The 14476-nt window shown below is 50.3% G+C and carries 14 protein-coding genes; 4 read left to right on the forward strand and 10 right to left on the reverse strand.

The annotated features are described in order from the left end of the window. Window positions 1-547: 547 nt before the first annotated feature. The 3 genes from VFG09_12120 to VFG09_12130 form a co-directional block, all read right to left on the reverse strand. The gene (locus tag VFG09_12120) at window positions 548-2374 is read right to left on the reverse strand and encodes a non-ribosomal peptide synthetase (protein ID HET6515899.1); all 1827 of its coding nucleotides are present in this window, start codon (window positions 2372-2374) and stop codon (window positions 548-550) included. Between the two features lie 205 nt (window positions 2375-2579). Further along, window positions 2580-3365 carry an FkbM family methyltransferase gene (locus tag VFG09_12125; protein ID HET6515900.1) on the reverse strand — a complete coding sequence of 262 codons (786 nt, stop codon included), beginning with the start codon at window positions 3363-3365 and terminating at the stop codon, window positions 2580-2582. A 339-nt stretch (window positions 3366-3704) separates the two neighbouring features. Further along, window positions 3705-4139, reverse strand: a complete 435-nt coding sequence (locus VFG09_12130; GenBank protein ID HET6515901.1) for a cupin domain-containing protein — start codon at window positions 4137-4139, stop codon at window positions 3705-3707. A gap of 318 nt (window positions 4140-4457) precedes the next feature. Here VFG09_12130 and VFG09_12135 point away from each other — a divergent pair, with 318 nt between their 5' ends. The 4 genes from VFG09_12135 to VFG09_12150 are packed head-to-tail and all read left to right on the forward strand — an operon-like array spanning window position 4458 to window position 8684. After that, the gene (locus tag VFG09_12135; GenBank protein ID HET6515902.1) at window positions 4458-5681 is read left to right on the forward strand and encodes an efflux RND transporter periplasmic adaptor subunit; all 1224 of its coding nucleotides are present in this window, start codon (window positions 4458-4460) and stop codon (window positions 5679-5681) included. 5 nt (window positions 5682-5686) lie between these two features. Continuing rightward, window positions 5687-6385, forward strand: coding sequence for an ABC transporter ATP-binding protein (locus VFG09_12140; GenBank protein HET6515903.1), 699 nt, complete (start codon window positions 5687-5689; stop codon window positions 6383-6385). Continuing rightward, on the forward strand, window positions 6360-7517 hold the full coding sequence (locus VFG09_12145; GenBank protein HET6515904.1) for an ABC transporter permease: 1158 nt from the start codon (window positions 6360-6362) through the stop codon (window positions 7515-7517). Before VFG09_12140 ends, VFG09_12145 begins: the two co-directional genes overlap by 26 nt. Next, window positions 7518-8684, forward strand: a complete 1167-nt coding sequence (locus tag VFG09_12150) for an FtsX-like permease family protein (GenBank protein ID HET6515905.1) — start codon at window positions 7518-7520, stop codon at window positions 8682-8684. 639 nt (window positions 8685-9323) lie between these two features. Here VFG09_12150 and VFG09_12155 read toward each other — a convergent pair. The 7 genes from VFG09_12155 to purM all read right to left on the reverse strand — a co-directional run bounded on the left by VFG09_12155 (window position 9324) and on the right by purM (window position 14415). Beyond that, the gene (locus VFG09_12155) at window positions 9324-10301 is read right to left on the reverse strand and encodes a beta-ketoacyl-ACP synthase III (protein HET6515906.1); all 978 of its coding nucleotides are present in this window, start codon (window positions 10299-10301) and stop codon (window positions 9324-9326) included. After that, on the reverse strand, window positions 10301-11338 hold the full coding sequence (gene plsX, locus VFG09_12160; protein HET6515907.1) for a phosphate acyltransferase PlsX: 1038 nt from the start codon (window positions 11336-11338) through the stop codon (window positions 10301-10303). The genes VFG09_12155 and plsX overlap by 1 nt, the downstream gene beginning before the upstream one ends. Beyond that, window positions 11335-11520 (reverse strand): 50S ribosomal protein L32, encoded by a 186-nt coding sequence (gene rpmF, locus VFG09_12165; GenBank protein HET6515908.1) that lies wholly within the window; start codon window positions 11518-11520, stop codon window positions 11335-11337. Before rpmF ends, plsX begins: the two co-directional genes overlap by 4 nt. Window positions 11521-11522: 2 nt before the next feature. Next, window positions 11523-12035 (reverse strand): DUF177 domain-containing protein, encoded by a 513-nt coding sequence (locus VFG09_12170; GenBank protein ID HET6515909.1) that lies wholly within the window; start codon window positions 12033-12035, stop codon window positions 11523-11525. 133 nt (window positions 12036-12168) lie between these two features. Continuing rightward, window positions 12169-12552: a polymer-forming cytoskeletal protein gene (locus VFG09_12175; protein HET6515910.1), complete on the reverse strand. Its 384-nt coding sequence runs from the start codon at window positions 12550-12552 to the stop codon at window positions 12169-12171. Window positions 12553-12554: 2 nt separating this feature from the next. Continuing rightward, entirely contained in the window at window positions 12555-13391 is an 837-nt protein-coding gene (locus tag VFG09_12180) for a M23 family metallopeptidase (GenBank protein HET6515911.1), read from the reverse strand. Then, window positions 13384-14415: a phosphoribosylformylglycinamidine cyclo-ligase gene (gene purM / locus VFG09_12185; protein HET6515912.1), complete on the reverse strand. Its 1032-nt coding sequence runs from the start codon at window positions 14413-14415 to the stop codon at window positions 13384-13386. Before purM ends, VFG09_12180 begins: the two co-directional genes overlap by 8 nt. Window positions 14416-14476: the final 61 nt, after the last annotated feature.

Genomic DNA, 14476 nt, shown 5'->3' on the forward strand with positions numbered 1-14476 from the left:
GCATTCAGCTGTGAAACAACTCGACCGACCTGATCGCACATCTGTCCGTAGGAGAGCGGATACCGATGGGGAGCCAGAATTGCATGAGATGAGAAATCTTTCTCTGCTGATTCTAAAAGGTCTCCGGCAGAATAGTGAGGGCTTGAATTTCTCGGCTTACTCAAGGTTGCTCCCCGGCATGGTCAAGTCCTTTCAGCGTCTGTCTCAAAGAGAGCAGAGGGAAGTGCAAAGAGCCTCCTAGTCGAAAGGGATGTCTCATCATATCACACATCCGTTTCCCTTGCCTCACCGTGCCAGATGAAGATGCAATCAAGCACCGGTTTCGTCCTTGCAAGAACGATACCTCCCAGTTTCCTATGGCATTCTAAACCTCAAGTGTATCAATAAGAAACAATGTGTAACCCTTTGCTACAGAAAGAACGCAAAAAATTCAGCAAAAACTCGGCGTTCCGATGCAAGACAAAAAAATTCAATGCGAGACTCTGGAATGATTTCGGTCAATCAGTCATGCTTTTCGGGAGACAGACCGTCACTGTGTTTGGCAAGCTCACTCATATCGCCCTCCCTCAATCTCCTTCGATTCCTCTACAGAGTCCGATTCCTCTAGTTCATCAAGAATCCGAAGCAGTTCTTCGGGATCTGCATTCAGAAGAAGTGCCGTTGCTAACCCCGCTATGGTTGGAGATTCAAAAAAGCAGCGCAATGGCACGTCCGACTCGAGGGCAAAACGTATCCGGGAGATGACCTGGGTCGCCAGGAGAGAGTCGCCTCCCAAGTCAAAGAAGTTATCATGGACACCTACCTGTTTCAGTCCGAGCACCCCGCGCCAGATACCCGCCAAAACTTCTTCAACCTGGCTGCAAGGAGCGACATAGGACTCTTCAAGACTCGGCCGCTCTGAATCAGGGGCCGGCAATGTCCTTCGATCTATCTTGCCGTTGGGTGTCAATGGCAGTGACTCAACCACAACAAATGCTGAAGGGACCATATAATCGGGCAGCTTCTCCATAAGGTAACTCCGAAGCTCATTGGTCGAAACAGATGATCCCTTATTGAGTACGATATACGCCACCAGGCGTTTATCCCCCGGGTTGTCTTGCCTCGCAATAACTGCTGACTCCCTCACGTTGGGATGCCGGCCAAGCACTGACTCTATCTCTTCGAGCTCAACACGGAACCCCCTTATTTTGATCCGGAAATCCTTTCTTCCTATATATTCGAGAAGTCCATCCCGTCGAATGCGCCCGATGTCCCCCGTGCGGTATAAAAGAGTCCCTTTCTTATCCGGAATCAATTTGAAAGCAGCTTTTGTCATATCGGGATTCTGCCAGTACCCGGGACTAAGGTATCGGCTTTTAATTGTTATTTCGCCAATCCGATCACCGGAAATGCCGTCACCTTGTTCATCGAGCAATGCTATCTCCATATCCTCTGTAGGATACCCCGAAGGAACTCTGCTTCCTCTCAATTCGGAATCATGGTCCATTAAGTACTGCGCGAAAACACCAGCTTCAGTGCATGCCAAGCTGTTAACAAAAATAATGTTCCTCGTAAAATATGTTTTGAAAAGTTCTATATCCTTTTCATTGACACTTTCACCTCCCAGATTGATCACCCTGAGCTTCGGCAAAACTGTTTCTTGTGTCAGATGAATTGTGACGTGACGAAAAAGTGTAGGAACAGAATGATAGATGGTAATCTGCTCGGTGACAAGCCACTCAACAAGCTGCTGTATGCCTTCCTCCTTAACATTGAAAGGATGTAAAGCAGCACCATTAAGCAATGCTGCATATATGTCCACATGAGCCGCACCGACGCCATAAGAAGGTATAAGCGACAGACGGTCTGAATCGCTTATACCTATCTTATTTGTATAACTGAAAATCTGGTGTAGCAGATTGCGGTGCGTGTGTATCACGCCCTTCGGTTGCCCCGTTGATCCAGATGTGTAGAGAATATATGCATATGAATCCGGGCGGATCGGCTGGTTGGGATTTTCATCGGATACGCCCTTCTCTATCTGATCAATATTTAAAACCTGGATTTTGACGCCTGCAATCATGCGTGCCTTCTCAAGGGTCCGATTGTGTGCAATGATCAGACTTACCTGAGCATTCTCCAGCATGAAATGTATCCGGGCAGACGGGTATGATGGGTCTATCGGTATATATATCCTGCCCGATTTTAAAGCGCCGAGCATCGCAGCCATGGCTCCAGCATCATGGCTAAAGAGCAAGGCTACCCGTGCAGTTTCCTCAGAGCATTTTGCTGCAATAGTTCTGGAAATCCTGTTAGCAAGTCTGTTGAGATTCTCATAGGTTAATGTTGAGCTTCTGGTCTTGACGGCAATCCGGTCCCCGTATTCTGCTGCCATCTTTTCGAATCTCAAATGGATTGCCTGTTCTGTCTCTTGTTGAGCAAATCTGTCAGACGAACATCGCAAGCGTACTCTACTGTCCTCAAAAGAATAATGATTCATTTCAAATTCTCATGATTATCAGCAGATGTTGTTCGAGAGCCAATATAGAAAAAACGATTGGTTCTTGGATAACGCTCATATATATTGCAGGTAAAAGGAATCAAGGTTCTTGGGGATATCTATCAATAACCCTCCTTCTCACATCCTGATTAACAAATAGTGCATCACCAAATCGCAGCTGGCCGTTAGTCGCTCTATGCAAGTTATAAAGATCAAACAGTGTATATCCAAACTCACTAAGAAAATTCCATATCTCATACAAAAGTGGCTGTTTCTCGTAGTGGGGTATAAACATAATCTCTGTATATATCACTGATACTGTTTTTCCTTTAAGAGTTTCAGCAGCACCCTTCAATGCCATAAGCTCTCCGCCCTGAATATCCATTTTCAGAATGTCGACCGTATTCACATGATGATTTCGTATGAATTCATCAATCGACGTTACCTCTGCCTGAATCATCGATTTTGTGAATGCCTGTTTCGGCAGATACCTCCTGGAAGTTGTTGCTTCTGGCAGCAGTGAATTCGTTGCATCAATTTCATTTATATACAACATCCTCTCTCCCGGTCCATCCGCAACTGCTAAAGAAATTATTGCCGTGATAGGGTCGTTACAAAACTTCTTCTTCAATGCTTCCGATGAATCCGGGAACGGTTCAAAACAATAGATCACAGATTCAGGGAATCTGGCTCTATACTCTTCAACAGTCTCTCCTCTATGGGCACCTATATCAAAAATAACTGGCTTAGTTATTCCCATGTCACTAAGCAAGATTTTTTGTGCATCGAAGGGATTATTGAAGGGATTATTAACGAACGAAGAAGTTCTCCTGCGTACATCAAATCCAGCTATCTGAAATGCCGATTTTATGAGAGATTTAAGCATATAACAATTATTCCATAATATCTAATCAATAATATCGCTCTTTTTTATTACCTCACATGCGATTGGCCAGATAAAGGCCGTATAACTGACGCACTACTACAGCACGTGCTTCCATGGGAAGAAGATCAGCACCAATACCTTTGCACAGCCATCTTCACACCTCCAAGGCAATCACCTGTACCGGTTTGCAGGCTTTCTCTGCATGCTGAAGATGAGCTGTCCTGCGTGCCGCCAACCGCTAACGCTACTCTATAGATAATGGCAAAGATGCACAGGATTTATGAGAGCCCGCCCTTGACTTCAACGTGAAATCTGCTTAAGGTCGTTCTCATGAGTCACTTAAGGTATATTGACATTTGCACTACTTGGCCCTTGAGGATCCAATAAAATGCAGACATATGCCCCGTTCCCTGAAACCGCTCGCGCCCGATGGGAAGTTCCCGCGGGAATATAGACAGCGGCAGGAGATTTCACATGATTTTCCTTCCCATCAAGAATAAGTTCATATTGAAGCATATCTTTAGGCGCGAGGATTAATCCTATTTCATCGTGAGAGGGATGGCAATGTATTTTGGCATAAGGATCAGGAGGAACGTTAAGATCTTTGATGATATGCACTGCGATGTGGAATGGTGCATTCTCAAGCAAGTTCTTATTTAACAACAGGAATCTTTGGAAAAATTTTTTTCCGCTGTTCAGTTGAGTACCCAGAATTGTCTCATCCAAGTCCTGCGGAAATCCGCGCACTATTTTCGGTTCAGGAATATTCTTCATAATCGTCTCCTTTGGTTGTATCAAAATTTCAAATTTAGCATATTTCATGCCAGAAGGTCATATGACATAACACGTTGCTATTATTGAAGATAATGCCTTATATTTTAGAAATCATGTATCGAAATCATCCCAATTCAGAAGGAAGTGTTTCCATCCGCTACAATAACCGATCATTTCATTGAAAGGCATAGGGAGAGCATTTAGGTTCAACCTTCTCAGAGGATTCTTTTCATTATCGTCTTCTCAGCGGACAATGGCGTATTTGCTATAATGGTACATGTTCTCTTTTGATCCTTGTTCATAGGAAGCGCCCCTCTCGTGGCAGATGAAGATCTTTCGAAACTGAAGATAGAGAAGTCGGAAGCGGTCTTTCGTCCGTCAAGACGGAAGAAGCTCTTTCGTTTTCTGCTTTCCGTGTTTCTTCTTACCCTCGTCGGCCTTTTATACTTCAAGGGGGTCTTTACTCCTCCTGTCAAGGTCGAGGTCATCAGGGTCTCCGAGGTCTATCCTTCTCAGACCTTCACCCTCTTGAACGCCAGCGGCTATGTGGTGGCCCAGCGAAAGGCCGCCGTTGCGTCAAAGATTACGAGCCGCCTCGTCTCCTTGACTGTCGAGGAAGGAAGCGTTGTCAAGGAGGGGCAGGTGATCGCTCGTCTCGAGGGCGATGATGTTATCGCAGCGCGCAATCAGGCAGCAGCCAACCTCAACGTTGCCCTCGCCAGTGTCGATCAGGCAACGGCTGAACTCAACGACGCCACCCTCTCCGTCAACAGGAACAGAGATCTTGTCGGCAAAGGGTACATCTCACAGGCCGACTTTGACGCCTCTGAGGCCCGTTACCAGAAGGCCTTAGCCGGGGTTTCAGGTGCAGAAGCGGCGGTGAAGGCGAACAGAGCGGCACTGAAGAATGCTGAGGTCGCGGTCGAGTATACGCTCATCCGTGCGCCCTTTGACGCCGTGGTCCTCACAAAGAATGCCGATATCGGTGACATCGTCACGCCTCTTGGCGCTGCGGCAAACGCCAAGGCTTCAGTCGTTACCGTTGCAGATATGCATTCCCTTCAGGTAGAAGTCGATGTTTCTGAATCGAATATCGAGCAGGTGAAAGTCGGACAGCCGTGCGAGATACAGCTCGATGCACTGCCTCAGTCGCGCTTCCGGGGTGAGGTCCACATGATAGTACCAACTGCCGATCGCACAAAGGCCACGGTCCTCGTCAAGGTTCGTTTTCTCGACATTGACAAGGAAACCCGGATACTTCCGGAGATGAGCGCAAAAGTCGCCTTCCTCGCGAGGAAAGTGACAGCCGAGGAGCAGAGGCCGCGCATCGCCCTGAATCCTGCTCTCATTCTTACACGCAACAGCAGGAACTTCGTCTTCCTCGTCAGGGAGGACACAGCCATAGAGACTCCCGTAACGCTCGGATCGAAGCTCGGTGATCTCGTCGAGGTCGTTGAAGGCCTTAAGACAGGGGACAGGATTGTAGCAAAACCCCTTGCCGGGCTGAGGCAGGGTGAGAAGATCAAGATCGGAGAACAATAGTGCTTATGACAAGAAAATCCCTTGTTGAGATAAAGCATCTGAACAAGTCCTACCGCCGGGGCAGCCAGACTATCTCGGTTCTGACGGACATAACCTTCGACATCGAGGACGGTGAGTTCTTGGCTTTGATGGGACCCTCTGGCTCGGGCAAGAGCACGCTCCTCAATCTCATCGCCGGCATCGACAAGCCGGACTCAGGGACAATCAGCGTGGGCGGCATCGACATAACTGCGCTGAACGAGACTGAACTTGCCCACTGGCGCGCGGCCAATGTAGGCTTCATTTTCCAATTTTACAACCTCATGCCGGTGCTAACTGCCTTCGAGAATGTAGAATTGCCTTTGCTCCTCACGGGGCTTTCGAGAAAAGAGCGGAAGAGGCATGTGGAGATGGCCTTGCAGGTGGTGAATCTTTCCGACCGTATAGACCATTATCCCTCACAGCTCTCCGGCGGCCAGCAGCAGCGCGTTGCGATAGCCCGTGCCATTGTTCCTGACCCGACAATCCTTGTGGCCGATGAGCCGACAGGAGATCTCGACAGGGTGTCGGCCCAGGATATCCTGGAACTTATGGAGCGTCTCGTTCATGAACTTGGCAAGACGATTATTATGGTGACCCATGATCCCCGCGCAGCCGAAAAGGCCCATGTCGTCAGGCACCTCGAGAAAGGTATCCTCAATGCAGTTCCTGAAGCTCCTCATTAAGAACGCTTTCCGTCATAAACTCCGCACATCTCTGACCATTCTCGGCATCACCATTGCGATCCTCGCCTTCGGCCTCCTGCGCACGGTTGTACGAGCCTGGTACGCTGGCGTTGAGGCATCTTCAGCAACACGTCTCATAACAAGGAATTCCGTATCCCTTGTCTTTTTCCTGCCCCTCTCCTACAAAGAGAAGATCCGCCAGATAGCGGGCGTGAAAGATGTCTCCTATGGCTACTGGTTCGGAGGTATCTACATTTCTGAGAAAAATTTCATCCCGAGTTTTGCTTATGAGGCGAAAAGTCTTCTCGAGCTCTATCCCGAATTCGTCCTGCCGGAAAAAGAGAAGAGCGACTTCCTCCGTGACAGAAAGGGATTCATTGCAGGCCGGAAGTTAGTCGAAAAATTCGGCTGGAAAATAGGGGATATTGTCACCCTCAAAGGGACCATATTCCCGGGCAATTGGGATTTTGTCCTGCGAGGCATCTACAAGGGCAGGGACAGGAGCACTGACGAGACACAGTTTATTTTCCACTGGGACTATCTGAACGAATCGCTGAAAAAGACCGCTCCCCACCGCGCCGACCAGGTCGGATGGTATGTGGTTGGTGTGACCAGCCCCGACATCGCCTCCGATGTTGCAGTCGCCATCGATAAGATGTTCAAGAACTCCCTTGCCGAGACCATGACTGAGACGGAGAGGGCTTTCCAGCTGAGTTTCGTATCGATGACAGAGGCAATTGTCATTGCCATACAGTTGGTCTCCTTTGTGGTGATTATCATCATTATGGCGGTCATGGCAAACACTATGGCTATGACCGCACGGGAACGCATCGGTGAGTATGCCATCATGAAGACCCTCGGCTTCGGCGGCTGGCACATCGCAGGCCTCATCTTTGGCGAATCTCTTGTCATTGCGTCTCTCGGATGCAGCCTCGGCATTGCCCTCACTTTCCCTGTCGCCGAGGCCTTCGGAAGGGAGATGGGAACATTCTTTCCTGTCTTTACCGTTTCGCAGGACACGCTCTCCATGGACGTGGCGGCTTCTTTCCTCGTTGGCGTGGTAGCTGCGCTCTTTCCCGCCTGGCGCGCAATAAGGCTCAGAATTGCTGACGGACTGAGGAGGATCGGATAGATGGGCATTCCCCTTTCATACAGCTTCAGGAACCTGCTGACCAGAAGACTGACAACCGCACTGACTGCGGGCGGAATGGCCCTCGTTGTCTTTGTCTTCTCTGCTGTATTGATGCTTGCCGAAGGACTTCGTAAAACCCTCGTTGAGACAGGCTCCTATGACAACGTGGTAGTCATCAGGCGCGCATCGGCCTCTGAAATGCAGAGCGGCATTGACCGTGCAGCAGCTGCAATCGTGGAGACGGAACCCGAAGTAGCCGCAGGAGAAGGCGGCAGACCCTTTCTCTCAAAGGAAGTCGTTGTCCTCATAAACCTCCCGAAACGGCAGACCGAAAAACCATCGAATGTGACGATCAGAGGAATCGGTCAATATTCGTTCGCGCTGAGACCCCAGGTTAAACTCATCGAGGGGCGTATGCCAAAACCAGGCTCGTCGGAGATCATCGCCGGTGAGAGCGTTGCAAAGAGATTTAGAGGCGCAGGCATCGGTGAGCATCTCCGCTTCGGCATGAGAGATTGGATCGTCGTAGGAGTCTTTGCGGCTGGGAAGACTGCCTACAGCTCGGAGATATGGGGAGATTCTGACCAGCTCATGCAGGCCTTCCGACGTCGCGTCTATTCCTCCGTTCTCTTTAAGCTTCGAGATTCCTCCGGGTTTCAAAAGGTAAAGGAACGTATCGAGGCCGACCCCCGCCTCACCCTTGAGGCAAAACGTGAAACAACCTATTATTCCGACCAGTCGGAAGTCATGGCAAAGTTTCTCAGGATCCTCGGCCTGTCGCTGACCGTCATCTTCTCACTCGGTGCGATAATCGGCGCCATGATTACCATGTATGCGGCTGTGGCGAATCGCATCGGCGAGATTGGCACACTCCGTGCTATCGGCTTTCGGAGGAGGGATGTCCTCGCCGCATTTATTATAGAGTCTCTGCTCCTCGGACTTGTAGGAGGTTGCCTGGGGCTGTTCCTCTCCTCCTTCTTACAACTCTATACGATCTCGACGGTGAACTGGCAGACCTTCTCAGAACTCGCCTTTTCCTTCAGTCTCACAGGAGAGATTATTTGGGAATCACTCCTTTTCTCTCTCCTCATGGGTCTTATCGGCGGAGTACTGCCTGCAGTGAGGGCCTCACGCATGAATATCGTCAATGCCTTGAGGGCAAGTTAGACGTCTCTCACAGCGTTCTCTCTGTTATCGGGAAAATGAAGCGTTAGAACGTCAGACTCTGCCGTTCAAGGAGCATTTGCGCATATATAGAACTTGACATCGAAGTCCTCGATAAGGGTCTTCATGAGACTCCTGAATCGGAGAAAATTGATCCTTTTTCCGCCAAATGAGGGTCTCTGCGGCAGGAGATTTCGGATGACGTAGTGACTTGATGTGACCCCGCCATTTCTCTCGGTCCCATGCCTCCTCTTGATGGAAGTGACCAGGCCTAAAGGATTTCCCGAAAGAGGCGATAAGAATGTATAGAGAGACCTCAAAGGAGTGGACAGATGAAACGATGTGGTGATTGTGTTTATTACCTTTCTTTCAAATGTGATGGGTATAATTGCGGCTATCTCATCAGAATGGTGAAGAAAGACGGCACCGCCTGTTTGTATTTCAGATCCCGCGATGTCAGTGAAGAAGAATCATGACATTACAGGAGAAGGTAACGTCATCCATTTTAGCATGCATGTATCGGTTGGAGGAAGATCTCGGCGGCCCTTCGCCGGGAAAACCGGAAAGAGCCCCTGCCCGCCGAGAATTGAAGGCTCCGACCTTGAGTGATTCGGGGCAAGACCGACCCATAAACTCTTAAACTCACCACTTGATCAATGCAGACGCCCAGGTGAGACCACCGCCGAAGGCCTCAAGGAGGATATAATCGCCGTCTCTCACCCTGCCCGCCCGTACAGCCTCATCGAGGGCTATCGGTATCGATGCGGCAGATGTGTTGCCATAGCGCTCGAGATTCACGAGCACTCGTTCCATGGGGAGGCCCAATCTCTTTGCCGTTGCCTGAATGATCCTCAGATTGGCCTGATGGGGGATAAGGAGAGAAAGCTGAGAAGGCTTCAGCTTGTTTTCTTCAAGGCTTTCGACAACAAGGCTTTCGAGTGTCCTGACAGCGACCTTGAATGTCTCGTTGCCCTTCATCTTAATGAAGTGCTGTCTCTTTCTTACGGTCTCTTTGGAGACGGGAAGTTTCGATCCACCGGCAGGGGTATGGAGGAGTTCCCACATGCTGCCATCAGAATGGATCTTCGTTGAGATGATTCCACGATCTTCCCCTGTTGCTTCGAGGACTGCTGCTCCTGCACCATCACCGAATAAGACACAGGTAGTCCTGTCCTGCCAGTCCGTGACCTTCGAGAGCACCTCAGAGCCGACGACGAGAACCTTCTTGTACATCCCGCTCTTTATATACGCATCGGCAACTGAGAGTCCATAGACAAAGCCTGAACAGGCAGCAAGCACATCAAAAGCAGCGGCCCTCCTGGCATCGAGTCTGTCCTGGAGAAAACATGCGGTTGAAGGCAGCGGCATATCGCCGGTGATCGTCGCAACAATGATAAGATCGAGGTCCTTAGCCTTCAGGCCGGCAGCCTTCAAGGCAGCCTTTGATGCTCCGTATGCAAAATCAGAGGCAGCCTGGTTCTCCGCTGCAACTCTCCGCTCCCTTATCCCCGTTCTTTCAATGATCCATTCATCCGTCGTATCGACCATCTTCTCGATATCGGCATTTGTCACAACCTTTTCCGGAACAGAAGAGCCTGTCCCTGTTATCCTTGACTTCATCAGCGATGTTCCCCGGTCCCGGCGCTCGATGCCAACCTGGCGGACTGCGCCTGATTGATCTCTTCCGCTATGGTCTCGTATCCCTTCTTCCTCGAAAATTCTGCTGCAACCTTTAGTGCATTCCTGATTGCCTTGGCAGAGGACCTTCCGTGGCTTATGATGCAGGTACCGTTTATGCCGAGGAGGGGAGCACCGCCGTATTCAGCGTAATCCGTCTTCCTCTTGAAATTTCTCAGCGCAGGCTTCAACAGGAGATACCCTATCCTTCCAGCGGCCACATCGGCTATCTCCCGCCTGAGCATTCTGAGAATAGCGTCTGCAAGTCCCTCACTCGTCTTCAGCACGATGTTACCGACAAAACCGTCGCAGACAATGACATCGGCATTGCCGAAAAAGATATCTTTGCCCTCGATGTTTCCGATAAACCGTATTCCCGACTCTCTTATGAGTTTGAAGGCCTCCTTGGTGACGATATTCCCCTTTGTTTCCTCTTCCCCGATGCTCAGGAGCGCAATCTTCGGTTCAGGGTTGCTAAACATCGTCTTGCAGTAGGCGTCACCCATAAGGGCGAACTGAAGAAGGTTCTCTGCACTGCAATCGACATTTGCGCCGACATCGAGCAAAACGATCGGCCCTTTCAATGTCGGCATGATGGTGGCAATGGCAGGCCGGTCGACGCCTTCAGACGTGCCGAGCATGAGGAGGGATATCGCCATAGCCACGCCGGAGTGGCCTGCGCTCACAACAGCATCTGCCTCCCCGTTCTTTACAAGCTCAACAGCCCGCCTTATGGAAGAATCCTTTTTCTTCCTGAGACCGGTGAGCGCCGGTTCGTCCATCCCGACGATCTGGGAGGCATGCCTTATCTCGATTCTCTGTGAAGGAAATCTCTTGTCCGAAAGCTTTTCCTTTAACGAGGGTTCATCACCGACGAGAATGAGATCAATGTCGTCACTCTCATTGACTGTTTCTACTGCACCTTCGACAGTAACGGCAGGGGCGAAATCGCCCCCCATTGCATCTAAGGCTACCCTCATTCCTTTTCGAGCATTTCAAGTATCTTGCGACCGTTATAGGAACCACAGCTCGCACATACCCTGTGGGCTTCCTTTGGTTGCTTGCATTCGGGACAGGCGCTGAGATTCGGCATCTGGCCCTTCCAGTTGGCCCTTCTCTTATCTCTCCTCGTCCTCGTATGTCTGTGTGTCGGATTCGCCATCTCTACTCCTTTCCTTTATCCAAGAGTGTTCTTAGTATCGCAAATCGCGGATCCGTCTCCTTCTGCCTGCAACTGCAGGTGTCAGCGCTAAGCTCTGTTCCACAGAACGGACAGAATCCCTTGCAGGTCTCGCTGCAGAGAGGCTTTATCGGAATGCTCAGGATGATCTGTTCTTTCACGAGTTCCTGGACATCCAACTCATCACCCTCGTAGAAGCCCATGTCCAGTTCGTCGTCCTTTATCTCATGTCTCTCTTCACCCTTGAGTTCTTCCGTGGGATGGTAAACGACATTCACATCCAGGTCCGTCTCCTGAGAAAAAGGCTTGAGGCATCTGCTGCATTCAAGTCCGACGCTGGCCTTCACCGTTCCCTTGACAAAAACCTCGGTACGAAACTTCTCGATATGGAGCGATGCCCTTGCAGGCGAGAGAAGCTTGAAAGGACCGGCCTCAAAGGCCTCCGAGAACTCTAGGTCAAGCCCCTCATCCGTTATGTCCGATAACAAAATCTTCATTGTGAAAGATCGCTTCTGAAATCCCGGCAACCGAACCCTGTATCACCGCTGGATTCTCTGGGACATGGCTGACGTTTCTTGAAGACCTCTCCATCGATCGCACTGAATTATAACAGACTGTTCCGGATGATTGTCAAACTTCCCTGGCCCTCTCCTTGGGCTGAAGTTCGATAACATTCGAGCCTTCCTTCTGCATCGTGGAGTGGCCCTGCAGCGATCCGCCTTCGATCACCGTGAGCTTCACCGTACTGATATCCCCGATAATCACCCCCTTTGGCTTGATCTCCAGGATCTCACGGGCAAGAATGGAACCCTCGATCTTGCCGCCCGCGATGACGCCCCGCGCTGTTACGTTTCCTTTCAGGCTTGCCTTCTCTCCCAGGATAAGCCAGTCTGCATCCACGTTGCCTTCAAGAGACCCGTCTATCCTGAGCGTCCCTTTGGTCTTCACGTCACCTTGAAAATGACTGTTGGCTCCGATAAAGGACTCAAGTTTTTCGGTATTCCGTGAAAACATAATTATTTCCTCCCGTCGATAAAGGGGTTCGGATTTACGTGCTTCCCGTCCTTCCAGATCTCGTAATGAGAATGGGGACCGGTTGTGTTTCCTGTTGATCCTGAATAGGCGACGATGTCGCCCCTTTTCACGCGCTGGCCGACAACGACGGCGTTCTTACTATTATGGGCATAGAATGTGGAGAAGCCGAAACCATGCTCCAATCCTACGAGGTTTCCGCTGCCGCCGTTCCACCCGGAATAGCTCACCACGCCGTCAGCTGTCGCACGTATGGGGGTTCCAGGAGGAACGGAGATGTCTATGCCTGAATGGAACTCATCTCCACCGTGAAGAGGGTGTTCTCGAATGCCATAAGGAGAGGTAATATCCCCTATTGCAGGCCATCCCCTGGGAGTCGCTCGGTAAATGTCTTTCTGCTGTCTAAGGTACTCTCTGATTTCCGAGACAGTCTCGACACTGTTCCTGATCTGATCTCCCAAAGCATTCGTATCGATGGAGCCGCTGTCTGAGCCATGGAGGTTTTCGAGGATCCTTTCCTTGCTCCCTAATGAGAAGAGGCGTCTGAAATCGGATTCAGCCCTCTTCAGCCCTTCTATCGTCGTCCTCAATTCCACGAACTGCCCCGAGTAATAACTAAGTCTGTCCTTCATGTCCCGGTATTCCATGGCGTTCACAGCGACAGAAAACACATACGCTGTGCCGACCATCCACATGAGGACAGAAAAAATGATTCCGATGGAGGGTATTTTCAGATTAAAAGGCTTGGAGTTGCTGTGCGGTATAAGCATGATGGTAACGGGAGTGAAGGCCTTTTTCACGAGACGTCGCAATTTACTCATAGATTACCTCCTTTACTCCTTTCACGATGCTGCCTATGACATAGGAATCAAAGCCCTTCTCCTTGAGGATCGAAACCGCGCGGCCGGATTGATCCTCGGGAACTGCCACAATGTATCCAATCCCCATATTGAATGTCCTTCTCATGTCGTCAACAGGGACGTGCCCCATCTCCTCGATCATCCTGAAGATCGGTGGTTCGGGCCATGAGCCTTTCCTGATCACCGCTCCAACTTCTTCAGGGAAGATCCGCGGAAGATTGCCCGGTATGCCTCCTCCGGTGATATGAGCCATACCTTTGACAGTCACCTTATCCTTGAGCCCATGAAAGGCTCTCACATAAATCCTTGTCGGCTTCAGGAGTTCTTCTCCAATGGTCGTTCCGAGCTCAGGCGTGTGGGCAGATATGTCCATCCTCGCAACATCGAAGAAGACCCTCCGTGCCAGTGAATACCCGTTGCTGTGGAGGCCGCTGGAGGCAAGACCGATGAGGGAGTCTCCCGATCGTATTGCTGAGCCGTTGATGAGGTGGCTTTTATCTACAACTCCGACGGCGAAGCCCGAAAGGTCATATTCACCGTCACCATAGAAGTCCGGCATCTCCGCGGTCTCACCGCCCACAAGGGCGCATCCCGCCTCTTTGCATCCATCAACGATGCCCTCGATGACCATCGCCGCCTTTTCCGGCAAAAGCTTACCCGTGGCAAAATAGTCGAGAAAAAAGAGCGGTTCAGCACCACTGGTGAGGATATCATTGACGCACATGGCAACGAGGTCCACACCGACAGTATTATGCCTGTCCATCATAAAGGCGACCTTCAATTTTGTGCCGACGCCATCGGTCCCGCTAACGAGGATCGGTTCACGGTATTTCCTTATATCCAGCTTGAAAAGAGCGCCGAAAGAACCGATGTCCGTCATGACACCTTCCCTGAATGTCTCTCTGACAAGCGGAGAGATCATGCCCACAAACCTCTCTCCCTCGTCAATATCGACGCCAGCCCTCTTGTACGTGAGTTGTTCCATTGCCTATATGGTTGGGGGGATTAAGGTTGATATTTTGCACAAATGGGCCCAAAAGTGCAAG

The organism is Thermodesulfovibrionales bacterium (genome assembly GCA_035686305.1).
In the GTDB taxonomy this organism is placed as follows: Bacteria; Nitrospirota; Thermodesulfovibrionia; order Thermodesulfovibrionales; family UBA9159; genus DASRZP01.

Bases quoted from the DNA above. Each gene is read 5' to 3' on its own strand.
- VFG09_12150 (HET6515905.1), top strand. From the start codon at position 7,518: ATGGGCATTCCCCTTTCATACAGCTTCAGGAACCTGCTGACCAGAAGA.
- purM (HET6515912.1), bottom strand. From the start codon at position 14,415: ATGGAACAACTCACGTACAAGAGGGCTGGCGTCGATATTGACGAGGGA.
- rpmF (HET6515908.1), bottom strand. From the start codon at position 11,520: ATGGCGAATCCGACACACAGACATACGAGGACGAGGAGAGATAAGAGA.
- VFG09_12180 (HET6515911.1), bottom strand. From the start codon at position 13,391: ATGAGTAAATTGCGACGTCTCGTGAAAAAGGCCTTCACTCCCGTTACC.
- VFG09_12170 (HET6515909.1), bottom strand. From the start codon at position 12,035: ATGAAGATTTTGTTATCGGACATAACGGATGAGGGGCTTGACCTAGAG.
- VFG09_12175 (HET6515910.1), bottom strand. From the start codon at position 12,552: ATGTTTTCACGGAATACCGAAAAACTTGAGTCCTTTATCGGAGCCAAC.
- VFG09_12125 (HET6515900.1), bottom strand. From the start codon at position 3,365: ATGCTTAAATCTCTCATAAAATCGGCATTTCAGATAGCTGGATTTGAT.
- VFG09_12140 (HET6515903.1), top strand. From the start codon at position 5,687: ATGACAAGAAAATCCCTTGTTGAGATAAAGCATCTGAACAAGTCCTAC.
- VFG09_12155 (HET6515906.1), bottom strand. From the start codon at position 10,301: ATGAAGTCAAGGATAACAGGGACAGGCTCTTCTGTTCCGGAAAAGGTT.
- VFG09_12130 (HET6515901.1), bottom strand. From the start codon at position 4,139: ATGAAGAATATTCCTGAACCGAAAATAGTGCGCGGATTTCCGCAGGAC.
- plsX (HET6515907.1), bottom strand. From the start codon at position 11,338: ATGAGGGTAGCCTTAGATGCAATGGGGGGCGATTTCGCCCCTGCCGTT.
- VFG09_12120 (HET6515899.1), bottom strand. From the start codon at position 2,374: ATGGCAGCAGAATACGGGGACCGGATTGCCGTCAAGACCAGAAGCTCA.
- VFG09_12145 (HET6515904.1), top strand. From the start codon at position 6,360: ATGCAGTTCCTGAAGCTCCTCATTAAGAACGCTTTCCGTCATAAACTC.